General features: G+C 70.5%; 22 protein-coding genes. 10 read left to right on the forward strand and 12 right to left on the reverse strand.

What is annotated here, in order from left to right; all coding sequences use genetic code 11:
* Positions 1–93 precede the first annotated feature (93 nt).
* Together IEZ09_RS03525 and IEZ09_RS03530 are read left to right on the forward strand one after the other, a co-directional pair.
* The gene (locus tag IEZ09_RS03525) at positions 94–312 is read left to right on the forward strand and encodes a hypothetical protein (protein WP_189252026.1); all 219 of its coding nucleotides are present in this window, start codon (positions 94–96) and stop codon (positions 310–312) included.
* 55 nt (positions 313–367) lie between these two features.
* Entirely contained in the window at positions 368–2,959 is a 2,592-nt protein-coding gene (locus tag IEZ09_RS03530) for a winged helix-turn-helix domain-containing protein (protein ID WP_189252027.1), read from the forward strand.
* Between the two features lie 271 nt (positions 2,960–3,230).
* On the opposite strand, the gene IEZ09_RS03535 is transcribed toward IEZ09_RS03530, so the two are convergent.
* Both IEZ09_RS03535 and IEZ09_RS03540 read right to left on the reverse strand, forming a co-directional pair.
* The gene (locus IEZ09_RS03535; RefSeq protein ID WP_189252028.1) at positions 3,231–4,457 is read right to left on the reverse strand and encodes a glycosyltransferase 87 family protein; all 1,227 of its coding nucleotides are present in this window, start codon (positions 4,455–4,457) and stop codon (positions 3,231–3,233) included.
* Positions 4,458–4,626: 169 nt separating this feature from the next.
* Entirely contained in the window at positions 4,627–5,856 is a 1,230-nt protein-coding gene (locus IEZ09_RS03540; RefSeq protein WP_189252029.1) for an aspartate aminotransferase family protein, read from the reverse strand.
* Positions 5,857–5,933: 77 nt separating this feature from the next.
* Here IEZ09_RS03540 and IEZ09_RS03545 point away from each other — a divergent pair, with 77 nt between their 5' ends.
* From IEZ09_RS03545 to IEZ09_RS03560, 4 genes are all read left to right on the forward strand, one after another.
* Positions 5,934–6,803 carry a LysR substrate-binding domain-containing protein gene (locus IEZ09_RS03545; protein ID WP_189252030.1) on the forward strand — a complete coding sequence of 290 codons (870 nt, stop codon included), beginning with the start codon at positions 5,934–5,936 and terminating at the stop codon, positions 6,801–6,803.
* Between the two features lie 4 nt (positions 6,804–6,807).
* Positions 6,808–7,791 carry a LacI family DNA-binding transcriptional regulator gene (locus IEZ09_RS03550; RefSeq protein ID WP_229812210.1) on the forward strand — a complete coding sequence of 328 codons (984 nt, stop codon included), beginning with the start codon at positions 6,808–6,810 and terminating at the stop codon, positions 7,789–7,791.
* Positions 7,792–7,891: 100 nt separating this feature from the next.
* The gene (locus tag IEZ09_RS03555; RefSeq protein WP_229812211.1) at positions 7,892–10,702 is read left to right on the forward strand and encodes a glycoside hydrolase family 2 TIM barrel-domain containing protein; all 2,811 of its coding nucleotides are present in this window, start codon (positions 7,892–7,894) and stop codon (positions 10,700–10,702) included.
* Positions 10,703–10,768: 66 nt separating this feature from the next.
* A complete protein-coding gene (locus IEZ09_RS03560) occupies positions 10,769–11,770 on the forward strand; it encodes an LLM class flavin-dependent oxidoreductase (protein ID WP_189252031.1) in 1,002 nt (333 codons plus the stop codon).
* Here IEZ09_RS03560 and IEZ09_RS03565 read toward each other — a convergent pair.
* Positions 11,767–13,032 (reverse strand): lanthionine synthetase LanC family protein, encoded by a 1,266-nt coding sequence (locus IEZ09_RS03565; protein WP_229812212.1) that lies wholly within the window; start codon positions 13,030–13,032, stop codon positions 11,767–11,769. The two genes, IEZ09_RS03560 and IEZ09_RS03565, sit on opposite strands and share 4 nt — an antisense overlap.
* A gap of 23 nt (positions 13,033–13,055) precedes the next feature.
* Between IEZ09_RS03565 and IEZ09_RS03570 the strand changes: the two genes are divergently transcribed.
* The gene (locus tag IEZ09_RS03570) at positions 13,056–13,922 is read left to right on the forward strand and encodes a phosphotransferase family protein (protein ID WP_189252032.1); all 867 of its coding nucleotides are present in this window, start codon (positions 13,056–13,058) and stop codon (positions 13,920–13,922) included.
* A gap of 30 nt (positions 13,923–13,952) precedes the next feature.
* Positions 13,953–16,988, forward strand: a complete 3,036-nt coding sequence (locus tag IEZ09_RS03575; protein ID WP_189252033.1) for an AfsR/SARP family transcriptional regulator — start codon at positions 13,953–13,955, stop codon at positions 16,986–16,988.
* A 13-nt stretch (positions 16,989–17,001) separates the two neighbouring features.
* Here the strand turns inward: IEZ09_RS03575 and IEZ09_RS03580 are convergent, their stop codons facing one another.
* The 3 genes from IEZ09_RS03580 to IEZ09_RS03590 form a co-directional block, all read right to left on the reverse strand.
* The gene (locus tag IEZ09_RS03580; protein ID WP_189252034.1) at positions 17,002–17,775 is read right to left on the reverse strand and encodes an ABC transporter permease; all 774 of its coding nucleotides are present in this window, start codon (positions 17,773–17,775) and stop codon (positions 17,002–17,004) included.
* Entirely contained in the window at positions 17,772–18,722 is a 951-nt protein-coding gene (locus IEZ09_RS03585; RefSeq protein WP_189252035.1) for an ATP-binding cassette domain-containing protein, read from the reverse strand. The genes IEZ09_RS03580 and IEZ09_RS03585 overlap by 4 nt, the downstream gene beginning before the upstream one ends.
* A gap of 88 nt (positions 18,723–18,810) precedes the next feature.
* Positions 18,811–19,179 (reverse strand): VOC family protein, encoded by a 369-nt coding sequence (locus tag IEZ09_RS03590; protein WP_189252036.1) that lies wholly within the window; start codon positions 19,177–19,179, stop codon positions 18,811–18,813.
* 60 nt (positions 19,180–19,239) lie between these two features.
* On the opposite strand from IEZ09_RS03590, the gene IEZ09_RS03595 reads away from it, so the two are divergent.
* On the forward strand, positions 19,240–19,677 hold the full coding sequence (locus IEZ09_RS03595) for a MarR family winged helix-turn-helix transcriptional regulator (protein ID WP_189252037.1): 438 nt from the start codon (positions 19,240–19,242) through the stop codon (positions 19,675–19,677).
* Positions 19,678–19,752: 75 nt separating this feature from the next.
* Here IEZ09_RS03595 and IEZ09_RS03600 read toward each other — a convergent pair whose 3' ends face one another.
* The 6 genes from IEZ09_RS03600 to IEZ09_RS03625 form a co-directional block, all read right to left on the reverse strand.
* Complete coding sequence (locus tag IEZ09_RS03600; RefSeq protein WP_189252038.1) at positions 19,753–21,237, reverse strand: alpha/beta fold hydrolase; 1,485 nt, start codon at positions 21,235–21,237, stop codon at positions 19,753–19,755.
* Between the two features lie 71 nt (positions 21,238–21,308).
* Entirely contained in the window at positions 21,309–22,055 is a 747-nt protein-coding gene (locus IEZ09_RS03605) for a glucose 1-dehydrogenase (protein WP_189252039.1), read from the reverse strand.
* A complete protein-coding gene (locus tag IEZ09_RS03610; protein WP_189252040.1) occupies positions 22,056–23,561 on the reverse strand; it encodes an aldehyde dehydrogenase family protein in 1,506 nt (501 codons plus the stop codon).
* 8 nt (positions 23,562–23,569) lie between these two features.
* Entirely contained in the window at positions 23,570–24,418 is an 849-nt protein-coding gene (locus IEZ09_RS03615; RefSeq protein ID WP_189252041.1) for a 3-oxoacyl-ACP reductase, read from the reverse strand.
* 9 nt (positions 24,419–24,427) lie between these two features.
* Positions 24,428–25,513 (reverse strand): Zn-dependent alcohol dehydrogenase, encoded by a 1,086-nt coding sequence (locus IEZ09_RS03620; protein WP_189252042.1) that lies wholly within the window; start codon positions 25,511–25,513, stop codon positions 24,428–24,430.
* A gap of 78 nt (positions 25,514–25,591) precedes the next feature.
* A complete protein-coding gene (locus IEZ09_RS03625) occupies positions 25,592–25,783 on the reverse strand; it encodes a ferredoxin (RefSeq protein ID WP_189252043.1) in 192 nt (63 codons plus the stop codon).
* A gap of 45 nt (positions 25,784–25,828) precedes the next feature.
* Between IEZ09_RS03625 and IEZ09_RS03630 the strand changes: the two genes are divergently transcribed.
* On the forward strand, positions 25,829–26,989 hold the full coding sequence (locus tag IEZ09_RS03630; protein WP_189252044.1) for an acyl-CoA dehydrogenase family protein: 1,161 nt from the start codon (positions 25,829–25,831) through the stop codon (positions 26,987–26,989).
* Positions 26,990–26,992 lie beyond the last annotated feature (3 nt).

The following is a 26,992-nucleotide window of genomic DNA, read 5'->3' on the forward strand; positions in this document are numbered from 1 at the left end:
TCGGCAGGTGAACCCCCGTGCCGCGACCGCCCGTCGCGGAGGAGGCAGGAGACCGGGCAGGGCGAGCAGCGTCGGCGGCGGAGGTGACCGATCTTGAGCCGTCAACCCGACCGTTCCCGCTCCCGTCGCATCGTGTTCGCCGTGGCGGTGTTCATCGCGGTCGTCGTCAGCGGTACCGGCGACGACTGCGAGCCGTCCGGCACGACCGGGGTGATCGCCACGCTCGCCCTGCTGCCGCGGCTGATGGGCCTGGTGGGCAGGGGACTGTGGCTGATCTCCGCTCCCGGCAGGGCGAACGAGTGCCCTGGGTGATGCGGTTCGATCACGCGATCATGCCTCGACCAACCCCATCGGGAGAAAAGCCGCAATGTCCGACAGTTCGGAGTGTGAGCCGCACAGCCCCGAGACCAGTCAGGCGAAGCTGCGACCGCCTGCCGCCGCGACACCGCTCGTCCCGCGCCCGCAGCTTCTGTCCACAGTGGACGATCACGTGTCGTCCGCCCCGGTCACCGTGGTCACCGGTCCGGCGGGCTGCGGCAAGACGACGCTGCTCGCCGAGTGGGCGCGCCGCCGCGACGATCACGTCGCCTGGCTGACGCTCGACGAGCACGACAACGATCCCGTGCGACTGCGGGCCGCCGTCCGGGACGCCCTCGCCCTGGCCGACACCGTTGTGTTGACCGAGCCGGGTTTCTCCTCAGCGGTCATCGCCGCGTTCGACCAGGCGGGCGAGCAGCGGTGCCTGGTGCTGGACAACGTTCACGAGATCCGCGACCCCGGCGCGCTCGCGAGCATCGACCAGCTCACCCGCACCCCACCCGACCGGCTCCGGCTGGTCCTGCTGGGCCGTTTCCCGCCACCGCTGCACCTCGCGCGCCTGCACCTGGAAGGACGGCTGCGCGAGGTGCTGCCGCAGGAGTTCGCCTTCGACCGCGCCGGCACCGAGGCGCTGCTCGCCGCGCACGGGCTCCAGCTCTGCGCCGACGACGTCGACCAGCTGCTCGCGCAGACGGAGGGGTGGATCGGCGGGCTGCGCTTCGCGATCATGCGGATGGCCACGACCGGGGCCAGACCGGGCGACCTGCTCATGTTCGCGGGCCTCGACCAGGTCGTGAGCCGGTACCTGGGCGAGGAGGTGCTCGCGCGGCAGCCGCGACCGGCGCGGGACCTGCTCGTCGCGACCAGCGTGTGCGACACCGTCAGCGCGGAACTCGCCGGTGCGCTCACCCGGCACGCCAGCCCCGGTGTCGTGCTGGACGCGCTCGAACGCACCAACTCGTTCGTGAGCAGGCTCGAGAACGCACCCGAGTGGTACCGCTGCCACCCGGTGCTGCGCGCGCACCTGTCGGCCGAACTGCGCCGGTCGCGGCCGGCCGACGAGGCGTCGCTGCACCGGACGGCGGCCCACTGGTACCACCGCAACGACGAGCCGTCCGTGGCGCTGCGGCACGCGTTGCAGGCCGGTGACGACCAGCTGACCGCCGAGATCGTCGAGCACTCGGTGCTGCCGGAGGTGTTGCGGGAGGGCAGCGGCCGGTTGCGGGCGGTGGTCGAGGCGGTGCCCGGTCACGTGCTGGCGAGGCCGCAGGTCGGGGTCGTCGCCGCGCTGGTCGCGATGGACGCGGGTGATCTCGCGGTAGCGGACAGGGTGCTCGCCGCGCTCGGCGGTGAGCCGCTCGAGCTGCGCCAGGACCGGGTGCGGGTGCTGCACGCGACGGCGTTGCTGCGGCGTGGCCGGTTCGACGCGCGACTCGGCGAGGCGTTGCGGGTGATGGCACGCACGGCGGCGGGGCGTGGCGGCACCGATGCCGAGGTCGCGGCGTTGCTGAACCGCGGGGTCGCGGCGATGCTGTCGGGAGATCACGCCGGCGCGGAACGCGATCTGGTGCGGGCGGCGGCGATCGCGCGGCAGGAGCGGTTCGACCACGCGGTGCTGGACTGCCAGGTCCACCTCGCGGCGCTGACCAGCGCGTCCGGTGACATCCTCGCCGCGGCCAGGCAGGCGGGCGAGGCGCTCGAGTTCGCCGAGGAGAAGGGCTGGCAGTCGCACTTCGTCTGCGCGCTCGCCTACACGCTGGTGGGAGTGCAGGCCTACCTGCGGCTCGACGACACCCGGGCGGCCGACCTCGCGAGCCGTGCGGTGCGGGCACTGGGCGACCGTCCCGACCCGGCGACAGGACTCGCCGTGTCCACTTTGGACGCGGCGGTGTCGTTCCCGACGGCCGGTGATCCGCGGGCTGTCGTCGGCCGCATCCGCGCGCAGTGGCAGGACGTCGCGCAACGGCAGGTGATACCGCCGGTCATCGCGCACATCGCCCCGGCCGTGCAACGGATCGCGTTGCGTTCCGGCGACGAGCAGTGGGCGTCGGCGATGCCCGACCAGGTGGAGGCGATGTTCGGGCCGTGCGGCGAGCAGGCCGTGCTGCGCGCTGTCGTGCAGACCCACCACGCCCGCGCGGCCCAGGCCCGCAAACTCGTGGAACCGTTGCTGTCGGGCGAACTTCCCGCCCTCGCGGCACCGACGGTCGTGGACGGCTGGCTGCTGGAGGCGGTGCTCGTCGACCGGTCCGGCGACCAGCGGCGCGCACACGAGGCCCTGACGAAGGCGCTGGCCGCGGCGGAACCGGTCGGCGCGCTGCGTCCGTTCTTCAACGCGGGCAAGCCGGTGCGCGACCTGCTGGCCCGCGGCGCCGGCCGGTTCGGCAGGCTGGAGTCGTTCGCCACCACCACGATGACCGCGTTGCCCGCCGCGTCCACCGCCTCCACCGACGTGCTCACCAGCCGCGAGCGCGACCTGCTCCTCGAACTGCCGTCCATGCGCACCACCGAGGAGATCGCCGACTCGCTGTTCGTCTCGGTGAACACGGTGAAGACCCACCTGCGCGGCATCTACCGCAAGCTCGGTGTGAACCAGCGCCGCGACGCCGTTCTCGCCGCGCGCAGGCTGGGCTTGATCTAGCCGCGATTGGCCCCTTGGGCCTGGTCAGCCCAAGCGCCACACTTGATCCACGCGAGCGGCGCCGACACGATCGCCCGGCTCGTCTCACTCGCCACCGGCGAGAGCCAATTCCGCGCCAACGGCACCCCCGGCCGTGTGCAGCTGTGGGCTGCGCACGACCGGGTGGGGTGCCACCAAACCAGGCCCGGCAGGCCTAACATGGAGTCATGGGCACCAAGACCCTGGAGTTGACCGACGAGGAGTTCGTCCTCCTCCGGCACGCGCTGCGCCACTACCTCTCGGAGTTCGGCCACGAGGAGGCCGACATCGTGCGGAAGGCGCGGGCGCTGCTCGGCAAGCTGCCGGAACCGGCTACCAGGTAACGGGCCGGTTCCCCGACCTCGACGGGTTCGCCCGGCGAGCGGTGCCGCACGGCCTGCACCACGCACCAGCCGAGAAACCCGAGCCCGAGCCACACGTAGGTGTTGCCGATCAGGTGCTGCCACCAGGTCCACGCGAGCTCCTGGTCGCCGGTGGCGGGCAGGAGCCAGTGCGGGCCGACCGCGAACACCGCCCCTGCCGCGATCCTCACCCAGCCCCTGAGCACCAGCAGCGCGGGTGCGATCCACACCCAGTGGTGCGACCACGACACCGGCGAGATCAACAGCCCGGCCGCGGCCACCGCCAGCACCGCGGTGAGGTCGTCGCGCAGCCGCGGCAGCACGAAGACGAGCACCGCCAGCACCAGCAGGCACGACACCGCCCACACCGGCACCGGTGCGCCGAGGCGGAACAGCAGGCCGCGCAACGACTGGTTGGCGGTGTAGGCGAGACCGCCGACGCGCGACGGGTCGAGCATCGCGTCGAACCAGAACCGCTTCGACTCCCCCGGCGCCAGCACCCAGCCGATCAGACCGGCCACGGCGAAGGTGCCGGCTGCCGTCAGCGCGGGCCGCCATCGCCTGCGGCACAGGAAGAACAGGACGAAGATCGCCGGTGTCAGCTTGATCGCGGCGGCGAGGCCGACGAGCATCCCCCGCGGCCACGGTGTGCGCGGCAGCAGGCAGTCGGTGGCGACGAGGCCGATCAGGATCAGGTTGATCTGGCCCAGGTCCAGGGTGACGCGCAGGGGTTCGAGCAGCAGGCACACCGCCGCCAGCCCGAAACCGGCCCACGGCAACGAGATCCGCGACGCCGCCGCCTGACACGCGGCCGTGAGCAGTGCGATGCCGCCTGCGGTGAAGAGGGCCGCGGTGACCACGAGCGGCAGCGCGGTGAGGCCGCTGAACAGCATCGCCGCGAACGGCGGGTAGGTGAACGGCAGACCGAGCGGCCCGGTGAAGTCCTCGCCGTAGAGGCCGGCGCCGGACCACCACGCCTTCCCGCCTTCGAGGTAGACCCGCAGGTCGAGAACACCGTCCTGCAGGCTCCGCACGCACACCCAGACGAGGAGCCCTGCCGCGACCACGGCCCAGACCCGTCGCAGGTCGACACGCGTCAGGACACTCTGTTCCAGCACAGGTCACCCTCTCGTCCACCGGAAGTCCGATGTGGACGAGCCTGCTGCCGGAGGGGGTCCCGCCGGATCGGCCCGAGAGCCGGAAGATCATGGCCGTTCAGCCGACAACCCTGGGCGTGGTCAGCCGTTCGGCTGAGGTCAGGAAGCCACGACGTGCGCGGTCGCCAGGTCAGCCGACAGCCCCGATCGCTTCGTCGAGGATGCTCAACCCCAGCGCCAGTTCCTCCTCGGTCGCGGTGAGCGGCGGCGCGATCCGGAACACCCCGCCCATCCCGGGAATCTGCACGATGTTCATGTGCAGCCCCAGCTCCAGGCACTTCCGCGTGATCGGCGCGCTCAGGCTCTCGTCCGCGATCTCCACCCCCACCAGCAACCCGCGCCCGCGCACGTCGGACACCAGCGGGTGGCGAGCAGCGATGTCGTTCAACCCGTTGCGCAGGAACGCCCCGAGCTTCGCCGCCTGCTCGTCCAGCCGTTCCTCCTCCAGCACGTCCAGCACCGCGTTCCCCACCGCCGCGACGAGCGGATCCGACACGTGCGTGGTGAAGAACAGGTAGTTCCGCGCGTGCGCCTCCTCCTCGATCTCGGCCGAGGTGATCACGGCGGCCAGCGGCAGCCCGGCGCCCAGGGTCTTGGACAACGTCAGGATGTCCGGCACCACCCCGTCACGCTCGAACGCGTACCAGGTCCCGGTGCGGCACAACCCGGTCTGCGCCTCGTCGAGGATCAGCAGCATCCCGCGCTCCCGGCACTTCGCCGACAACGCGGCGAAATACCCCACCGGTGGCTCCAGAATCCCGCCGGAGCTCAGGATCGGCTCGACGATGCAGGCGGCCAGGGACCCCACGGACTGCGCGTCGATCAGGTCGAACGCCAGATCCAGCTGCGTCTGCCAGTCGCCCGACGGTGCCGGAATCGCGAAGTTGCCCGGCGTCGCCGGGCCGTAGCCCTTGCGGCCCGCGCTGTAGGTGGCGGCCGCCGCGGCTGCCGTCATGCCGTGCCACGAGCGCGCGAACGACACCACCTCGTGCTTGCCCGTCACGAGTTTGGCCATGCGCAGCGCGGCCTCGTTCGACTCGGCACCGGTCGTCAGCAGCTGCACCTTCGACAGGGACGGGGGCAACGTCGCGGCGAGGCGGCGGGCCAGGTCCACGACCGGGCGGCTCAGCATGCCGCTGAACAGGTGGTCCAGGTTCGCGATCTGCCGCCTGACGGTCGAGACGATGCGCGGGTGCGAGTGGCCGAGGATGGCGCTCATCTGGCCGGACGTGAAGTCGAGGATCCGGCGGCCGTCCTCGGTGAACAGGAAGCTCCCCGACGCGCTGTCGATGATCTCTCGCGTGAACGTGCCCCCGTAGCGGACGAGGTGGCGGTCGACGTCATCCCAGAAGGTGTCCATGCGAACGACGCTACGAACCCGCGAGCATCAGGTCCATCTCACAATTCCACGCCTGCTGTTCGGAGATACTGCACAGCATGACGCTGAACCCGTGGCGCCTGCGCCTGCTCAGCCAGCTCGACGCGCTGGGCACCGTGCGGGCCGTGGCGCAGGCCGCGAACCTCAGTGCGTCGAGCGTGTCGCAGCAGCTCGCGGTGCTCGAGAGCGAGACGCGCACGCAACTGCTCGAACGGACGGGGCGGCGGGTGCGGCTCACGTCGGCCGGGCTGATCCTCGCCAGGAGGGCGCGGTCGATCCTCGATCAGATGGACGCCGTCGAGGCCGAGCTGCGCGGCCTCAACGAGGAGCCGTCGGGCCGCGTCCGGCTGGGCGCGTTCCAGAGCTCGATCCACATGCTGGTAGTCCCCGCGCTCCAGCGGCTCGACCACCCTCATCTGCAGGTGGAACTGGTCGAACTCGAACCGCACGCCAGCATGCCCGCGCTGCTGGCGGGCGAGGTCGACGTGATCATCACGACCACCGACTTCGTGGAACTGCCGGTGCCGCAGGACATCGACGTCGTGCCGCTCACGACCGACCCGATCGTGCTGCTCTCGCCGCCCGGCCAGCCGAAGACCGATCTCCAGGCCTGCAAGGACGAGCCGTGGGCGTTCGACATCCCCGGCTCCTACATGGCGAACCTCGCGACGCGCCTGTGCCGGCAGGCGGGCTTCGAGCCGAGGGTCGTCGGCCGGTTCAGCAACTACATGCTGACGCTCAAGCACGTCGAGGCGGGCCTGGCGGTCGCGGTGCTGCCCGCCCTGGCCGTCGATCCGCGGTTCGACGTCGCCAGGAAGGAGCTGCCGGTGACGCGGAGGATCACCGCCGCCGTGCGCAGGGACTCGCGCGCCGCGATCACCGTTGTGCTGGACGCCCTGCATACTCGGTCGCAGTCGGACGAGAGGTGATCACGTGAGCAAACGCGTGACGATCAACGACGTCGCGCGGACCGCCGGGGTCTCGCGGCAGACGGTGTCGCGTGCGCTCAACGACAAGGGCGAGATCGACGGCAGCACCAAGCAGCGGGTCCTGGACGCCGTGCGGGAGCTCGGGTACCGGCCGAGCCGGTTCGCCCGCGGGCTGGTGCGGCAGGACACCACCACCATCGGCCTCGTCATCCCCGATCTGCTCAACCCGTTCTTCACCGAGGTCGCCGCCGGGGCGCTGGAAGCAGCGCGGGCACGCGGCTGGCACGTGATCGTCTACGACACCGCAGGCAGCGTCGAGGAAGAACGCGGCACGATCGAGGTCGTCGTGTCCCAAGTGGACGCCGTGGTCGGCTACTTCAGCCTGGCGGAGTCCGAACTCGACGCTCACCTGAGCGGCATGCCCGCCGTGCTGATCGGGCGCGAGCACCGGACGCCGCGGTTCAGCTCGATCCGCATCGAGGGCGCGGCCGGGGTGCGCGAGGCGGTCGACCACCTCGTCGCCAAGGGACATCGACGGATCGGCATGCTCGACTACGAGGGGCGCGCCGAGCCGAGCATCCGGCGCGCGTGGTTCGCCGACGCGATGAACGCCCACGGGCTCGCGGCAGATGCCGTCGGCAACGCCGTGCAGTCGGTGGACGGCGGTGCCGAGGCGCTGACGGACCTGCTCGCGAAGCACCCCGATCTCACCGCCGTGTTCACGTTCAACGACATCATCGCCGTCGGCGCGCTGCGGGCGGCCCGGCGGCTGGGCAGGGCGGTGCCGGACGACCTGGCGGTGGTCGGGTTCGACGGGCTCCAGCTCGGCACGGTGGTCGATCCGGCGCTGACGAGCGTCGCGCTCGACACCCGCCGCGTGGGTGCGCTCGCGATCGAGCAGGCGGGCAGGCTGCTGGCGGGCGAGCCACAGCTGCCGTCGGAAGAACTGCTGGTCAACGCCGTCCTTCTGGTGCGCGAATCCACCTGACGCCTTGACAGGCGCAGACGTCGGTGAGCATGCTTCCAAGCGTCCCGTGAACGTTCACGGGAGCGTTCACGGACCGATTGCGGGTTCGAAAGGCTGGGTCGTGTACATCGAAGACATGGGTCCTGGCACGGGTGCGTTGCCCCCGCGCGCCTTCTTCACCTCGGACGCGCCGTCGCTGTCCCTTGACGGGACCTGGCGCTTCCACCTGTCACCGTCGCTCGCGGCGGCGCCGCAAGACGTGGAGCGCGAGGACTTCGACGACAGCGGCTGGGGCACACTCACCGTTCCCGGGCACTGGCAGCTGCAGGGCCACGGCTCGCCCGCCTACACCAACGTCGTGTACCCGTTCCCGGTCGAGCCGCCGTTCGTGCCGTCGGAGAACCCGACGGGCGATCACCGGCTCAAGTTCGACCTGCCTTCGGACTGGCCCGCCGACGAACCGGCCGTGCTGCGGTTCGACGGCATCGACTCGTGCGGCCGGGTGTGGCTCAACGGCTCCGAGCTCGGCGTGACGCGCGGCAGCAGGCTGCCGTCGGAGTTCGACGTCGGCCACCTGCTCCGCCCGCAGGGGAACGTGCTGGTGGTGCGCGTGCACCAGTGGTCGTCCGGCAGCTACCTCGAAGACCAGGACATGTGGTGGATGTCCGGCATCTTCCGCTCGGTCACGCTGCTCTCGCGGCCGCGTGGCGGTGTCGCGGACTACCACCTCCGGGCGTCGTACGACCACGTCTCCGGACTCGGCACGCTGGCGCTCGACGCGGCTCCCGACGTGTTGGTCACCGTGCCCGAGCTGGGCGTGCACGACGCGCGGACCGCCGAGGTGCCGGTGGAACCGTGGAGCGCCGAGAACCCGCGTCTCTACGACGGTGTCGTGCACACCGCCACCGAACGGGTGCCGGTGCGGATCGGGTTCCGCACGGTCGCGATCGAAGACGGCGTGATCACGATCAACGGCTCGCGCGTGGTGTTCCGCGGCGTCAACCGGCACGAACACCACCCGCGGTTCGGGCGCGCGGTGCCCCGCGAGGTCATGCTCGCCGACGTGCTGCTGATGAAGCGGCACAACGTCAACGCCGTCCGCACCAGCCACTACCCGCCGGACCCGCACTTCCTGCAGCTGTGCGACGAGCACGGCCTGTGGGTGATCGACGAGTGCGACCTGGAGACGCACGGGTTCGGCGGGCTGGGCTGGGCGGGCAACCCGAGCGACGACCCGCGCTGGGCCGAGTCCTATGTGGACCGCATGCGCCGGACCATCGAGCGCGACAAGAACCACCCGTCGGTCGTGATGTGGTCGCTGGGCAACGAGTCCCACACCGGCCGCAACCTCGCCGCGATGGCGTCGTGGGTCCGCGACCGCGACCCGTCGCGTCCGGTGCACTACGAGGGCGACTTCGAGTGCGAGTACGTCGACGTCTACAGCCGCATGTACGCCTCCCACGAGGAGGTCGACCAGATCGGCCGGCGCGAGGACACCAACGCCCGGCGCCGCACGCTGCCGTTCGTGCTGTGCGAGTTCGCGCACGCGATGGGCAACGGCCCCGGCGGCATGCTCGAGTACCGCGAGCTGTTCGAGCGGTACCGGCACGTGCAGGGCGGGTTCATCTGGGAGTGGATCGACCACGGCCTCGAAGCCGACGGGCACTACGCGTACGGCGGTGACTTCGGCGAGACGATCCACGACGGCAACTTCGTGATCGACGGCCTGGTCTTCCCCGACCGCACGCCGTCGCCCGGTCTGCTGGAGTTCGCGAAGGTCTTCGAACCGGTGCGGATCACCGGGACCGCGCAGGGCATCCGGGTCGAGAGCCACTACGACCACGTGTCGCTGGACCACCTGCGGTTCGACTGGGTGTACGAGGTCGACGGGGTGGAGGTGGCGAGTGGTGCGCTCCACGTGCCTCCGGTGCCTGCCGGTGGGCACGCGGACCTCGACGTCCCGCAGCTCCCCGAGGCTTCCGGCGAAGGCTGGCTGACCGTCCGCACCTCCCTGGCCGCGGCCACCACCTGGGCGGAAGCCGGTCACGTCGTCGCCTGGGGCCAGATCGCCGTCGCGGAAGCCACGCCTCCCACCCCCGTCGGCGCCGTGGAACAGGTGAGCACCGGCGACGTCCTGCGGCTGGGACCCGGCGAGTTCGACCCGGCCACCGGCGTGCTGACCAGGCTCGGCGATCACGCGGTCGACGGCCCGCGCCTCGACCTCTGGCGTGCGCCCACCGACAACGACCGCGGCTCGGAGCGGCCGGAGGAACGCGCCTGGCGCGACGCGGGCCTGCACCGGCTGCAGCACCGCGTCATCGAGGTCGGCGTGCAGGAGACCGCCCTGGTCGTCCGCACCCGCGTGGCACCGCCGGCGGTCGGCTTCGGCATGTTCGCCGACTACCACTGGACCGCCGACGGCGACCGGCTGCGCCTGCGGCTCGACGTCACGCCCGACGGCGAATGGCCGTGCACGATCCCGCGCCTCGGCCTCCGCCTGGCCCTCCCGGCCGAGCTCGACGCGGCCGAGTGGTTCGGCGCCGGTCCCGGCGAGGCGTACGCGGACAGCCGCCAGGCCGCCCGCACCGGCCGGTTCAGGTCCACTGTGGACGAACTGCAGACGCCGTACGTCTTCCCGCAGGAGAACGGCAACCGGGCGGACGCGCGCTGGCTGCGCCTCACCGCGCACAACAGCGGCATCCAGGTGAGCGGCGAGCCGGTGTTCGACTTCACCGCACGGCGCTGGACCAGCGAGGACCTCGACGCGGCCAGGCACACCGACGAGCTGAAGCCGCGCGAGCACGTGTACCTGAACCTCGATCTGGCCCAGCACGGGCTCGGCACGGCGTCGTGCGGGCCGGGTGTGCTGCCGCAGTACCGGCTGCACGCGCAGAAGGCGAGCTTCTCCGTCGTCTTCACCCCACTGTCCTGACGTCCCAGCATGTGGACCTAGTTGAAATGTCACCTAAGCTCGGGAGGAGGACTGAAGGAGGGTTCCGTGCCGCGGAAGTCAGAACCGTTGCGGAAGCTGGGTTTTCTCACCATCGGGCTGTTCGACGAGCACAACCCCGCACCCGGCCACCAGAGCACGCTCGAGATCATCGAGCTGGGCGAGGAGCTGGGGTTCGACAGCGCGTGGGTGCGGCATCGGCACCTGCAGTTCGGCATCTCCTCGCCGGTCGCGATCCTCGCGGCGGCCTCCCAGCGCACCAGCAGGATCAGCCTCGGCACCGCCGTGATCCCGCTGGGCTGGGAGAACCCGCTGCGGCTCGCCGAGGACCTGGCGACCGTCGACGTGCTGACCGGAGGCCGGCTGAACCCCGGCGTCAGCGTCGGTCCGCCGATGTACTACGACGACGTCAAGCACGCGCTGTACCCGCAGACGGCCGATGCCGAGGACTTCAGCTACGACCGGCTGCGGCGGCTGCTGGACTTCGTCGGCGGCGAGAAGGTCACGGACTTCGCGGGCACCAGGGGCATCGAGGTCTTCTCCGACCGCGTGCAACCGCACTCGGCCGGTCTGCGCGAGCGGATGTGGTACGGCGGCGGCAGTCTGCGGTCGGCGAGGTGGGCGGGCGAGCACGGGCTGAACCTGCTGTGCAGCAACGTGGTCCAGGCCGAGGAGTCGGAGGACTTCGCCGAGATCCAGCTCTCGCACATCCGGACGTTCCGCGAGCACGGCGGCGGACGGGTCTCGCAGGGCCTCGTCGTGATCCCGACCGACTCCGCCACCCCTGAGCAGCGCGCGAAGTACCAGGACTACGTGGACCAGCGGACGGCCCGCACCGGCGCCCCGGTCGGGCCGCGCCGGTTCATGTTCGCCCGCGACCTCATCGGCACGTCCGCGGAGATCGCCGAGCAGCTGTACGCGCACCTCGCGTTCCGCGAGGTCGACGAGGTGGCGTTCGCGCTGCCGTTCAGCTTCGACCACCGGGACTACGTGCAGATCCTCACGGACATCGCCACCAAGCTGGGTCCGGAGCTGGGCTGGCAGCCCTAAAGCGCCCACCAGGTGTCCATGCGGGGCACAGCGGCCGTGTCGCCCCGCGCGACACGGCCCGCGTGGAACAGGAACCCCGCGATGCCCGCCGCGCCCTGCATCCAGCCGACACCGGGCGGCAGCAGCGGGTCGTCGTTCCTGTGCTCGACGAACCGCCAGCACACCCCGGATCCGTCCGGGATCGCGCGCTCGACGATCACGTCGGCGAGGTGCAGCGCGAAGTCCGTGTGCTCCCCGGAGTCGAGCAGCCGGTCGCCGACGCCCGCGGTGCCGCAGCACCGGCCGTCGTTGTCCCAGAAACCCGGATACCGCCGCTCGGGCAGGCCGGAGACCCGGATGCTGTGCAGGCACCGGCTGTGCCAGTCCGTCACCTTCGAACCCGCCACCTCGGACACCCCCGCGTGCCGCAGCGCCTGCCAGAGCAACGAGGTTCCGGTCGGCCCGTGGCACCAGCCGTAGCTGAACGGCTCCATGTCCTCCAGCAGCGGAATGCGGAGCGGTGCGCGGAAGCCGCCGTCGCTCTCGTCGGCGAGCGCCACGAGGTGCTCCGCGCCCCTGACACCGGCCTCGACGAGATCGGGACGGCCGAACTCCGCACCCGCGAGCACCAGCGCGGTCGCGATGCCGGAGAGTCCGTGCGAGAAGTTCGGCGTCTCCCGTTGCACGACGCACGAGCGCACCGGCACGGCACGCCAGTTGAGTCCCGTCGGCACCTCTTCGCGCTCGGCCAGCAGGATCTCGGCCGCCACGTCGGCCAGTTCCTCCGCTCCGGCTACACCGTGCCGCCGCGCCTGCACCGCGCCCAGCAGCACCCCCGCCGTGCCGGTCGTCAGGTCGTGGGAGCGGGCGCCCTCCAGGAACCGCGGTGGCCCGAAGTGGTCCAGCGGCCAGCCGTCCGGAGTGGACAGTTCGAGGAGCCTCGCGACGGCCGCGCCGGAGCCGGGGGCGTCGAGCAGCGTCAGCACGCCGATCGCGCTGACCAGGCCGCTGAAGAACGTGTAGTCGGTCGTGGTGCCGATGCCCGCACGCACCTGCTCGGCAACGGCCTGCGCCAGGCGTGCTTCCTCGGCCGTCCAGTCCCGGCACAGCCTGATCTCGGCCAGCACGTGCGCCAGGCCGCCGACGCCCGCGTACATGCCGTCGCGGTCCTCCTGGTCGAGCTCAGCGCCCGCTGACGGCGGAATCCACACCCCGTCGTCGTAACGCACCTGATCGAGCACCCACCGCCAGGCTGCCTCCGCGGTCCCCCAGTACGTGTCCATCCGGCGATCATTACATTGCCGGTGTGACGGTGGAGCGGATTCTGGCCGACGCAGACCTGACCGAGTTCACGGTCCGTCCGCTGGGCGGCGGCACGTACAACTCGGTGTACCGGGTGACGTCACCCGAAGGCGATTTCGTGCTCAAGGTGTCCCCCGCCGGTCGGCCAGGCCTCACCTACGAGCGCAACCTCATGCGCACCGAGGCGATGTTCTGCACCCTCGGCCACGCAGTAGCACCGGTGCCGGAAGTCGTGCACACCGACTTCTCGCGTTCGCGGGTCCCCGGCGACGCCCTGCTCACGACCTGCCTGCCGGGTGAGCCCCTGTTCGGACGGTCCGACGTCGACCGGCCGCTGATCCGCCGGCAACTCGGCACGGCGGTGGCGGCGTTGCACGAGATCACCGGGCCCGGTTTCGGCTATCCCCAGCTCGGCCTGCACTCGTCGTGGACCTCGGCGTTCTTCGCGATGGTCGACGCCGTGAAGGCCGACGCCGAGCGGTACGGCGTGACGCTGCCGGAGATTCCGCTGAACGCCTCGGTGTTCGACGAGGTCAAGCGGCCTGCGCTGGTGCACTTCGACCTCTGGGACGGCAACGTCCTGGCCGGCGGAGGCCTCACCGGGCTGGTCGACGGTGAGCGGGCGTTCTGGGGCGACCCCGTGGCCGAGTTCTCCTCGCTCGCGCTGTTCTCCTCGATCGAGCAGGACACGGACTTCCTGACGAGCTACGGCTTCGAGTTCACCGACTCGGCGCGCGTGCGGCTCGCCGCCTACCAGGCCTACCTGTACTCGATCATGCTGGTCGAACGGGTGCCGCGCGGCAGCACCGACCCCGAGATGGAGCGTCTGATCACCGACGCGCTCAAGGCCGCACTCGACGTTCTCGCCTGACCGCCGCGAGTGATCTGGAAAGCTGGACGTGTGCGCGTGGCATTGCTGGGTCCGACGACCGTCGAGACCGACGACGGCACACCGGTCGACATCGGTGGCGCCCGCGTCCGCATGCTCCTGGCCCGCCTCGCGCTCGACCCCGGCCGCCCGGTGCCGGCCAGCACGCTGATCGACGACCTGTGGGGCGCACAGCCGCCCGCGGACGCGTCGAACGCGCTGCAGTCGCTCGTGTCACGGCTGCGCAAGGTGTTCCCGGACGTGACGCTGGAGCCGGGCGGCTACCGGCTCGCGATCACGCCGGACGACGTCGACGTCCACCGGTTCGAGCGGCTCCGCGCCGCCGGGCGGTTCGACGAGGCGCTCGCGCTGTGGCGTGGCGAGGCGCTGGCCGACGTCCGGGAGGCGCCGTTCGCCGAGCCCGCGGCCGCCCGCCTGGACGAGGCGCGTCTCACCGCGGAGGAAGAGCGGTTCTCCACCGGTGAGCTCGACGTCGCCGCCCTGACCCTGATGCACGAGCGGCACCCGCTGCGCGAACGCGTCACCGGGCTGCTGATGCGGGCGTTGTGCGCGCAGGGCAGGCAGTCGGACGCGTTGCGCGTCTACGAGGACGTTCGCCGCAAGCTCGCCGACGAGCTGGGCGTCGACCCGTCCCGGGAGCTGCAGGAGATCCACCTCGCGGCGCTGCGCGGCGAGCTCACGCCGAGGACCGCGGTCGACCGGCTGCCCGTGCGGCTCACCAGCTTCGTGGGCCGTGACGAGGAACTGGTCCAGATCGCCGACCGGCTCGGGCAGGCCAGGCTCGTGACGCTGGTCGGGCCGGGCGGTGCGGGCAAGACCCGGCTGGCGACCGAGGTCGCGGTACGCCATCCGTTGCACGCCAAGGGCCGCGTGTGGTTCGCGGCGCTGGCCGGTGTCCGTGCGGCAGAGGACCTGGCCGGTGCGGTGCTCAGCGCGTTCGACCTGGCGTTCGGCGGGGACCCGTTGCGACGCAGGGCCGAGGGCATGAACCGGATCGCCGAGGTGCTGGGCGCGGGCGAGTCGTTGCTGGTGCTGGACAACTGCGAGCACCTCATCGCCGCCGCAGCCGAGTTCGCCGGCGATCTGCTGCGCCGGGTGCCGAACCTGCGCGTCATCGCGACCAGCCGCGAGCCGCTCGCGATCGACGGCGAGTCGCTGTGCCCAGTTGGGCCGCTCTCGGTGCCGGACGGGCAGGCGGACGTGTCGGGGTTCGGCTCGGTGCGGCTGTTCCTGGACAGGGCCAAGGCGGTGAAGCCCGGCTTCGCCCTGGACGAGTCCACTGTGGACGACGTGCGGCAGATCTGCCGCAGGCTCGACGGCATGCCGCTCGCGCTCGAACTGGCGGCCGCGCGGCTGCGGTCGATGACGGTCCGGCAGATCACCCAGCGCCTCGACGACAGGTTCCGGCTGCTCACCTCGGGCAGCCGCACGGCACTGCCCCGCCAGCGCACCTTGCGGGCCGTCGTCGAGTGGAGCTGGGACCTGCTGACGGAGGAGGAACGCGAGCTCGCGCGCCGGCTGTCCGTGTTCCCCGCGGGAGCCGACCTCGCCGCGATCGAGCAGGTGTGCCACCACGACGCGCTGTACGTGCTGACGTCCCTGGTCGAGAAGTCCATTGTGGACGTGGTGGAGACCGACGAGCCGCGGTACCGGATGCTCGAGACGATCCGGGTCTACGCGGCCGAGCAGCTCGAAGCGTCCGGCGAGAAGCACGAGGTGGTCGACCGGTTCCGGCGGTACTACCGGGACCTGACCGCGAGATGGGAACCGCTCACCCGCACGTCCCGCCAGCTCGAGGCGATCGCGATGTTCGAGGCGGAGCAGGACAACGTCGTGGCCGCGCTGCGGGGCGCGCTCGACGACCGCGATGTCGGGCTGGCCGCGGACCTGCTCGGCGGCGCCTTCTGGTACTGGCTCGTCAAGGGCGACAACGAACGTGCGGAGCTGTCGGTGCGCGAGGTGCTGGCCCTCGGCGACGACCTGCCGGCCGACCTCTCCGCCACGTTCCGCGCGATGCACCTCATCATGACCGCGATCCCCGGCACGCCGGAGACCGCGGAGGCCGCGGCCGTCATCGAGGAGTGCGTGCGCACCGGCGCCGCGCAGAAGCACCCCTCGCTGGCGATCGCACTGCCGATGCTGGCGTTCCTCAGCCACAACCCCGAGCTCGCACGCCGCGAAGTGGCACGGGCGGCGGCCAGCGAGGACGCGTGGGCACGAGCGGCAGCCGACTGGGCGTTGAGCTTCATCCTGGTCGACGAGGGCGATCTCGACGGCGCGGAAGTGGCGCGTGACCGGGCGTACGAGCAGTTCGTCGCCGTGGGCGACCGCTGGGGTTCGGCGATGACGCTCGGCATGAAGGCCGCGTTCGTCTCGCACACCGGCGACAACCAGGCGGCCATCGAGCTGTACGAGCGGGGTCTGGACGTGGCGCTGGAGCTGCGGTCGCAGGACGACGCGGTGCAGCAGCGGTGGCGGCTCGCGGTCGAGTACGCCAGGTCAGGCGATCACGAGTCGGCCGAGCGTGAGGTCGCCGCGGCGGAGGAGTACATCCGCGGCATCGGCAACGACCAGATGTCCGTCATCGTCAGCTACGCGAAGGCCGAGGTCAGACTGCGGGCGGGCCACGTGGCCGAGGCCCGTGAGCTCAGCGCCCGTTTCAAGGAGGCTGCCGAGAGCTCGACGGTGCTCGGATCGTTCGTCACGGAGTGGTCGGCGATCCTCGACGCGCGCATCGCGATCGCGGACGGCACCCCGGACGAGGCGGAGGCCTGCGTCGCGGCCGCGATCACCACGACGTCGGACCGCGGTGACATGCCGGACCTGGCAACGGTGGCCGAACTGCTCGCGCTCGTCCGGCACGCGCAGGGCCGCGACGACGCCGCGGCCCGGTCGCTCGCGCTCGCCCAGGTGATCCGCGGCCGACTCGACCTGGGCGATCCCGACGTGCGGCACCTCGTCGCCCTGATCGGCGAGCCCGAACGGCTCTCGATCACCAAAGCCGAGGCGCTGCAACGGATTCGTGCGGAAGCGGGCATCAGCACCTGATGCCCGCCCCGTGTCAGACCCTCCTGCGGTAGGCCAGCGTGGCCAGCGGGAAGAACACCGCCACCGCCGCGACCATCCAGATCAGCGACCCGGTGAGCGGCCCGGCGATCGCACCGCCGTTGAGCAGCCCGCGCAGCGCGTCCGCCATCAGCGTGACCGGGCTGATGTCCGCCCACGCCTTCAGCCAGCCCGGCATGGTGGACGTCCCGACGAACACGTTGCTGCCGAACGTCAACGGCATGATCAGCACGAACATCATGCCCTGCACCGCCTGCGGGGTCTTGAGCAGCATGCCCACGAACACCGACGCCCAGCAGAAGCACAACCCGAACGCGATCGTCAGCCCGACCGCGATCAGCAGTTCCGCCGGTCCGGTCTGCACCCGGAAGCCCATGACCGTGGCGACCACGAGCAGCACCAGGATGCACACCACGTACCGCACGATGTCCGCCAGCACCGCGCCGACCAGCGGCGCCGAACGCGCGATCGGCATCGACCGGAACCGGTCGAACACGCCCTTGGAGACGTCCGTGTTCAGCTGCACGCCCGCGGTCATGCTGGCCTGCAGGATGTTCATCACCATGATTCCCGGCACCAGCATCTGCAGGTACGCGTCGGTGTTCCCGGCGAGTGCGCCGCCGAAGAGGTAGGTGAACATCACCAGGAAGACGATCGGCGCGATCGTCACGTCCATGAGCTGCTCGGGGTTCTTGCGGATCTTCAGGATTCCGCGCCAGGCCAGCGAGAACCCGTGGCGCATGCCCCTGTCCAGCGCGATGGTGCTCATGCCGGGCTCCCTTCGGTCTGCTTGCCGGTCAGCGCCAGGAAGACCTCGTCGAGCGACGGCAGCCGCAGCGCCAGCTCGTCCGCGGTGATCCCGGCGTCGTCGAGCTTGCGGACCAGGGTGGACAGCAGCACCGGGTCGTTGACCGGCGCGGTCAGCAGTCCCGTGTCCTCGTCCCGCGCCGGCCGCACGCCCGTGAGGTCGCCGAGAATCCGTTGCACCGCATCGAGATCGCGCAACGACGTCGGCCGCACCTGCAGCGTCTGCCCGCCGACCCGCCGCTTCAGCTCGTCCGGCCGTCCCTCGGCCACCACCCGCCCGTGGTCGAACACCGTGATCGTGTCCGCGAGCTGGTCGGCCTCCTCCAGGTACTGCGTGGTGAGCAGCACCGTCACCCCGTTGGCGACGAGCTTGCGCACCACCGCCCACACCTCGTTGCGGGCGTGCGGGTCCAGCCCGGTGGTCGGCTCGTCCAGGTACAACACGGACGGGTTCCCGACCAGGCTCGCCGCGAGGTCGAGCCGGCGACGCATACCCCCGGAATACGTCTTCGCGGCCCGCCCCGCGGCGTCGGTCAGCTCGAACTGCTCCAGCAGCTCGGCCGCCCTGGCCCGCGCCCCCGCACGGGAGTGGTCGAGCAGCCGGGCCAGCAGCACGAGGTTCTCCGTGCCGGAGAGGTCCTCGTCCACCGACGCGTACTGCCCGGTCAGCCCGATCAACGACCGGACCGCCCGCGGGTTCTTCACCACGTCGTGTCCCCCGACCGTGGCGTGCCCCGCGTCGGGCCGCAACAACGTGGCCAGCACCCGCACCGCCGTGGTCTTGCCCGCGCCGTTCGGCCCGAGCACGCCCACGACCTTCCCCTCCGGCACCTCGAGGTCGACACCGTCCAGCGCTTTGGTGTCCCCGTAGTGCTTGACCAGGCCTTCTGCCCTGATCGCCAGCGACATCGTTCGTTCCTCCCTGTGTCGGGACGAACTGTGCGCCGGGCCGCTGACAGGACGCGCACAAGCCGCTGACAGCGCCTGACAGCGGCTGTCAGGCGCGGTCGTGCAGGGTGATCCGGTAGCCGTCGGGGTCGGCGAACGTGAACGTCCGGCCGAACGGGCCGTCGATCGGCGCGGAGACGATGGTGTGACCGTCGGCGGCGAGAGCGTCGTGGATGGCCTGGGCGTCGGTGGCGTGCAGCCAGATCGCGGCACCGACGCCGGGGTGGGCGGCGGAGGCGAGATCGGTGCCGGGAACGACCTCGCGGAGTGCGAACGCGATCGGCTTCGTCTCGAAGACCACGGCGTGCGGAGGTCCGGCCGGCGAGCGGACGAGGCCGAGGTACTGCTCGTAGAACGCCTGCGAGGCGTCCAGGTCGCGGGCCTGGAGCGAGAGGAAGTCGGGACCGGTGGCGGGCATGATGCTCCTCGTTGTCGTGTCAGCTTTCTGACACGGGCAACGCTATGTCAGAATACTGACATGAGTCAAGACGGCGTCGACCTGGACAAGTCGCTGGCCTACCTGCTGAAGGAGGCGTCGAGCGCGCTCCGCGCGGCGATGGAGGAGGTGCTGCGTCCACTCGGGATGAACGTGACGCACTACGCCTGCCTGGAGCTGCTGGCCCAACGGCCGGGCTTGTCGAACTCGGAGCTCGCACGGGGCGCGTTCGTCACCCGTCAGACGATGAACGTGCTGCTCCAGGCCCTGGAGCGAGAGGGCGACGTGACCAGGCCCGCCGAGGCGCCCGTCGGAAAAGTGCTGCCCACGCGCCTCACGCCTCGTGGCCGCCGCCGCCTGGAGAAGGCGAGCGCGGCGGTCCGGTCCGTCGAGGTCAGAATGCTCTCCGGCCTCACAGAGCCCGAGCAGGCAGCCGCTTTCCAGATCCTGCAGAGCATGATCCACTCACTGCGCGGCTAACACGATGAACGGCGCTTTTGTGCACCTGAGGTGGACAAAAGCGCCGTTCATCATGTGTTCAGGGCGGGGTGAGCCTCAGGCGAACGGCGACTTGTCGATGCCGCACGTCTTCTGGGTGGGCAGGACACCGGTGAAGAGGTACTCCCGCTTCACCTTCTCCGCGCACGCGCTGCGCACGTACATGGACGTGTGCCCGTAGCCCTCGACGGTCAGGAACCCGGTGCGCGCCATCTCCGCCGCACCGTCGCGAGCACCGTGCAGCGCGGTCGACGGGTCGAACCTGCTGTTGATGAACAGGATCGGCGCCGACGTCCAGCGGTTCCACGGCCCGGTGTAGCGGTCCGCGTCACGGCCCTGCCAGAACGCGCAGGCCATCATGTCGTACACCACGGGACGGCCCCAGTACGGCACGCGCTCGTCCTCGCTCTGGCCGAACCTGGTGTACGTGGCGGTGTCGCGCGGGAAGTCGCTGTCCGCGCACTGGATCGCGTTGTACGCCTCGAACCGGTTGGTGATGTAGTCCGCCGACGCCGTGCGCAGCGACGCCGGCGCCTCCCAGATGCCCTGCAGGATCCTCGCGGTGTCCTGCCAGGTCTCCGGCTGCGCCAGCGCGTCCCAGACGGTGCTGATCAGCGTGACGCGGTCGAAGCGGCCGTCCGGCGTGGTGACCGGCGAGGCCGTCACCTTGGCGACCAGGTCCGCCCACTTCTGCTTCAGGTCGCCGCCCGCGAACGCGCACTTCGCTCCCGGAGCCGCGCACAGCTTCAGGAACTCCTCGAACGTCTCGGCGACACCGCGCGGCACGTCCTGGCGCGTGTCCAGCGGCACCGTCGTGCCCTGGTTGCCGTGCCCGGTGGCGTTGCCGATGAAGTCGAGCGAGCCGTCGAACGCCAGTGCCCGCACCTTGTCCGGGAACATGTTGGCGTAGATCGCGCCGAGGTGCGTGCCGTACGAGATGCCGTGGTACGTCAGCTTCTTGTCGCCGACGGCCTTGCGCAGCTGGTCGAGGTCACGCGCCGTGTTGGCGGACGAGACGTGGTCCAGCAGGTCGCCGGACTTGGCCTCGCACCGCCGGACGAACTCCTGGTAGGCCGAGTAGAACGCTGGTTCCTGCGCGGCGGTGTCCGGGTAGACCGGGATCGAGTTGAGGAAGTTCTGCTGTTCCTCGACGCTGTCGAAACAGCGCACGGTGGCCGACCGCCCGATGCCGCGCGGATCCCACGACACCAGGTCGAACCGCGCCCGCAGCTCGGACGAGAACAGCCACTCCCACTTGGCGCGGCCCCGCAGCCTGTCCACACCGGACGCTCCGGGACCGCCGAAGTTCACGAACAGCGAGCCGATCCGCTTCGACGGGTCGGTCGCCGGCAGCCGGATGACCGCGAGGTCGATCTTCGTGCCCGCCGGCTGGTCGTAGTCGAGTGGCACCTTCGCGGTCGCGCACTGGAACCCGTCCTGACAGTCCTGCCAGGACAGAGCCGGTGTCTCCAGGTCGGGTTCCGCGACGGCGGCGGGCGCCAGGCCGATCAAGAGCGCCGCCGTGACCAGTAGTGATTTCAAATGTTGCTCCCCAGTTCCAACCTCTCGGTCAGGGAGACGCCATCCCTACCCCCGAGGTTGCATCCTGGGCCTCAACTGAGCGCGTGCGTCGCGGTGGCCCCTCCGTCGACGACGAACTCCGCACCGGAGCAGTAAGCGCTTTCATCACTGGCCAGGAACAACACCACGTTCGCGACGTCGTCGGGCTGACCGACCCGGCGCAGCGCCACCTTCTTGCCGATCGGCGAGATGTCGATCGGACGGCCCAGTGCCTCCCCGACCATCGGGGTGTTGATCGCGCCGGGGTGCACGGAGTTGACGCGGATGCCGTGCTGGCCGAGCTCCATCGCGGCCACCTTGGTCATTCCCCGGATGGCGAACTTGGAAGCGGTGTAGGCGACCAGGTACGGCATGCCGCCGAGACCCTCGACCGACGACACGTTCACGATCGAGCCGCCGCCCGCGCGCGTCATCGACTCCACGACCGCCCGCATGCCGAGGAACGTGCCGACCTGGTTGATGCCGATCACCCGCTGGTAGTCGGCGAGCGTGGTCTCCGCCAACGCCGAGAAGTGCAGGATTCCCGCGTTGTTCACGAGAACGGTGATGTCGCCGAACGTGCTGATCGTGACCGCGACGGCCTCGGCCCACCCGTCCTCGTCCGACACGTCGAGGTGGCAGTACTCGGCGCCCAGCTCGGCGGCGAGCTCCTTGCCCTGGTCGTCGAGGACGTCGGTGAGCATCACCTTCGCACCCTCGGCGGCGAACCGGCGGGCCGCGGCCGCGCCCTGACCGCGGGCCGCACCGGTGATCAGGGCGATCTTGCCGTCCAGCCGCATCTACATCAGCTCGTCGGTGAGCGGCATCATCACGGTCTTGAGCTCGGTGTAGGCCTCGTAGGCGCTCTGCCCGCCCTCGCGACCCAGCCCGGACTGCTTGTAGCCGCCGAACGGCACGTGCGGTTCGAGCTGGAACCCGTTGATGCCGACCATGCCGACCCGCAGCCTCTTCGAGACGCGGAACGCCCTGCGGACGTCGTTGGTGTAGACACCCGCGCCCAGGCCGTACTCCGTGTCGTTGGCGAGGCGGATGGCCTCTTCCTCGTCGTCGAACGGCACGACGGTCAGCACCGGGCCGAAGATCTCGTCCCGCGCGATCGTCATGTCGTTGCTGGCGTCGGCGAAGACCGTCGGCGCCACGAAGTTCCCGCACGCGAGGTCGCCTTCGAGCCTGGTGCCGCCGGTGACCAGCCGGGCACCGTCCTCCTGGCCGCGCTCGATGTACCCGAGCACGCGGTCGAGCTGCTTCTGATTGATCAACGGGCTGGCCAGCACCGCCGGGTCGAACGGGTCGCCGAACGTGACCGCGCCCGCGAGCATCGAGGCGCTGGCGACGAACTCCTCCTGCACGTCCCGCTGCACCAACGCCCGTGTGTGCGCGACGCACGCCTGGCCGGACAGGCCCATGGTGACCATGCCCATGCAGGTCATCGCGGCGAGGCCGACGTTCGGGGCATCCGCGAACACGAGTGCGGGCGACTTCCCGCCCAGCTCCAGCGAAACGCGCTTCATCGTGCCGGCTGAGGCCTCGACGATCCGGCGGCCGACCGCGCGGCTGCCGGTGAAGCTGATCTTGTCGACCCCGGGGTGGGTGATCAGGGCTTCACCGGTCGGGTCGCCGGGGCCGGTGACGAGGTTGACCACGCCCTCGGGCAGACCCGCCTCGATCAGCAGCTCGACCATGCGGATCACGCAGAACGACGCGTACTCCGAAGGCTTCACGACGACCGTGCACCCGGCTGCCAGCGCGGGAGCGAGCTTCTGGGCGAACAGCACGAACGGCGCGTTCCACGGCAGGATCGCCGCGACGACGCCGACCGGTTCGCGGAACGTCATCGCGAGGTGGTCGCCGCCCTGGTACGGCGGCAGGGTCTGGCCGCCGACCTTGTCGATCCAGCCGGCGTGGTGGTCGAAGATGTCGGCCGCGATGCCGACCGACGTGGCGTAGATCTGGCCGAACGACAGCGGAACGCCGTTGTCCAGGGCCTGCAGGCCGCGCAGCTCGTCCGAGTGCTCCCGCAGCAGGTCGCTGTAGCGGCGCAGGATTTTGATGCGCTCGCCCGCCTTCGACCGGCCCCAGGTGCCTTCGTCGAACGCCTTGCGCGCGGCCAGGACCGCGGCGTCGACGTCCTTGGCCGACGCGACCGCGAAGCTGCCGATCTCCTCGCCGGTCGCGGGGTGGTGGTGGGTCCAGGTCTCGTCCGTCTCGCGGAACTCGCCCCCGATGAGGAGCCGGCCGTCCTTCAGGCCGAGCGTCTCGCGGTGCGGTTGCACGGTGAGCGTCACAGCTCCTCCTACAGAGACATCGTTTCAGTACAGGCAAAAGTCCTTTGTGGATCCCGGTCGGCGAAGTAGCCGTCGAGATCGCTCAGCGCGTCGAACTTCCGCTCCACGGTCGGCGGCGCCATCAGCGCGACCATGCCGCCGTGCACGACGAAGACCTGGCCGTTGATCTTCTCGCCGGACGGGCCCGCGAGGTGGGCCACGAACTTCGCCACGTGCTCGGGCGCCAGCGAGTCGTCGCCTTCCGGTGCCTCACCGAACACGTGGGCGGTCATGCCCGTGCGGGCGCGTGGGCAGATCGCGTTGGCGCGCACGCCGTAGCGGGACGTGCCTCGCGCGGTCGCGACCGTCAGCGCGGCGATCCCCGCCTTGGCCGCCGCGTAGTTGGCCTGGCCTTCCGAGCCGAGCAGGAACGCCTCCGACGAGGTGTTGACGATCCGCCCGTAGACCGGTTCGCCGGACGCCTTCGACTGCTGCCGCCACAACGAGACGGCGTTGCGCGACAACAGGAAATGGCCGCGCAGGTGCACCTTCACGACGAGGTCCCAGTCCTCGTCGGTCATGTTGAACAGCATCCGGTCGCGCAGCACACCGGCGTTGTTCACGACGACGTGCAGCCCGCCGAACTCCTCCAGCGCCGCTGCGACGAGGGCGTCCGCGGTGGTCCGCTCCCCCACGTCGCCCTCGACCACGACGCACTTCCCGCCCAGCTGCTCGATCTCGGCCGCGGCGGCGTCGGCCGAGCCCGGCAGGTCGTTCAGCACGAGGGAAGCACCGGCACGAGCCAGTTCCAGCGCTTCCGCCCTGCCCAGTCCGGCACCGGCGCCGGTGACGACGGCGACCTTCCCCGCGAGGTCCACTTGAGACTCCTAGTCGAACAGGATGACCTGGCGGATGAGGGATCCCCCGCCGCGCAGGGCCTGGAGGCCTTCGTTGACGTCCTCGAGCCGGATCCGTTTGCTGATCATGCCTTCGAGGTCGAGCCTGCCCTCCCGCCACAGCGCGATCATGCGCGGCACGTCCCGGCGGAAGTTCGCCGTTCCGTAGAACGACCCGTGCAAGGTCTTGTCGTGCAGGAACAGTTCCTGCGCGCTGAACGACACCATCGCGTCGGCCCTGCCCGCGCCGACGACCACGGTGTGGCCGCCGCGCCTGGTCAGGTCCCACGCCTGGCGGATCGTGGCCGCAAGGCCCACCACGTCGAAGACGTAGTCGAAGCCCATGCCGCCGTTGAGCTGGTTGTTGAGGTCCGCGATGCCGTCCGGCGTCGTCGCGTGCGTGGCGCCGAACTTCTTGGCCACGTCGTGCTTCTCGACGACCGGGTCGACCGCGACGATCCGCGCGGCGGCAGCGAGCCGCGCACCCTGGATCACCGCGATGCCGACACCACCGCAGCCGATCACCGCGACGCTGGAACCGGGTTCGACCTTCGCGGTGTTGAGCACGGCGCCGACACCGGTGAGGATTCCGCACGACAGCAGTGCCGCGATCTCCCACGGCACGTCGTCGTCGACCTTCATCGCCGCGTCGGCGGGGACGACCATCTCTTCGGCGAACGCGCCGAGTCCCGCGTAACCGAACGCGGGATTGCCACCGACGACGAAGCGCGGCGAAGTGAACGCGGACAACGTGTGCACGAGGCACAGATGCGATTGGCCCGTCACGCATTGAGGACACTTGCCGCACGGCGGCACGAACGTGATCGCCACGTGGTCACCCACCGCGAGCGACGTCACGGCACTGCCGATCTCGACGATCTCACCGGCGCCTTCGTGGCCGATGACACCGGGTGCGAGCGCGGGCAGGGTTCCGTCCATCGCGGACAGATCGCTGTGGCACACCCCGCACGCCTTGATCCTGATGCGGACTTCCTGCGGCCCCGGTGCGGTGGTCGTCACGTCGTCCCGGAGCTCGAGCTTGTCGTCACCGACCTGGTTGAGCACGGCTGCCTTCACCGGTATCACTCCTCGCTGAGCTCACGGCTGACTCACCCGTCGCACACTAGAATCTGTTCCTGTTCGTGACAAGGTCCATCAGCGTGAGAGCCGCAGTGCGCCCATCGGGCACGACGCGACGGCCCGCTCGGCCCGTTCCACCTCGCCCTCGGCCAGCTCACCATCCCGGATCTGCAGAACCTCTTCATCGTCAAGGTCAAACACCTCGGGCAGGATTGACATGCACACCCCGTGCGCCTCGCAGATCGAAGGGTCCACCCCGACCTTCATCGCGGCCTCCTGACATCAAGTAGAACTTGTTCTAGAGTAGCGGTCATGCGCATCGGTTTCACGCCCGAACAGGAGCAGTTGCGCCAGGAGCTGCGGGCGTACTTCGCCGCGCTCATGACGCCGGAACGCCGGGCGAGGCTCGCCGGCAGCAGTGACTACGGCGATGCCGAGGTGTACAAGGACACCGTGCGCCAGATGGGCGCGGACGGGTGGCTCACCATCGGCTGGCCGGAGGAGTACGGCGGCCGCAACCGCCCGATGATCGAGCAGCTGATCTTCCTCGACGAGGCGTCGGCCGCGGGCGCGCCGGTTCCGTTCCTGACGCTGAACTCGATCGGCCCGACCATCATGGCGTTCGGCACCGCCGAGCAGAAAGCTTTTTACCTGCCCAAAATCGCGTCCGGTGAGATCCACTTCGCCATCGGCTACTCCGAGCCGGAGGCGGGCACCGACCTGGCGGGGCTGCGCACGCGGGCGGTCCGCGACGGCGACGACTACGTCATCAACGGCCAGAAGATGTGGACGAGCCTCATCCAGTACGCGGACTACGTGTGGCTCGCGTGCCGCACCGACCAGGAATCGCAGCGGCACAGGGGTTTGAGCATCATCATCGTGCCGACCACCTCCCCCGGTTTCTCCTGGACGCCGGTGCCGACGATGTCCGGCCCGACCACCAGCGCCACGTTCTACGACAACGTGCGCGTGCCGGCGGCGAACCTGATCGGCGAGGAGCACAAGGGCTGGAAGCTCATCACCAACCAGCTCAACCACGAACGCGTCGCCCTGTGCTCGGCCGCGCCGTTGCAGACCGCGCTGCGCGAAGTTCGTCAATGGGCGGACGAAACGGGCGCCTCCCGGCACGAGTGGGTGCGGCTGCACCTCGCCCGCGTGCACGCCAAGACCGAGTTCCTGAAGCTCATCAACTGGCGCATCGCCTCCGGCGGTGACGAGGCGCCCTCACCCGCGGAGGCCTCTGCCACCAAGGTGTTCGGCACCGAGTTCGCGACCGAGGGCTACCGGCTGCTGATGGAAGTGCTGGGCGCCAACGGAATCGTGCGCACCGGCTCACCGGGGGCGCTGTTGCAGGGCCGGGTGGAGCGCATGCACCGCTCGTCGCTGATCCTCACGTTCGGCGGCGGCACCAACGAGATCCAGCGGGACATCATCGCGCGGGTGGGCCTCGGGCTGCCCGCCGTGCCCAGATGAATC

Origin of the sequence: Lentzea flava (genome assembly GCF_014648475.1) — a bacterium.
GTDB classification, from domain to species: domain Bacteria; phylum Actinomycetota; class Actinomycetes; order Mycobacteriales; family Pseudonocardiaceae; genus Lentzea; species Lentzea flava.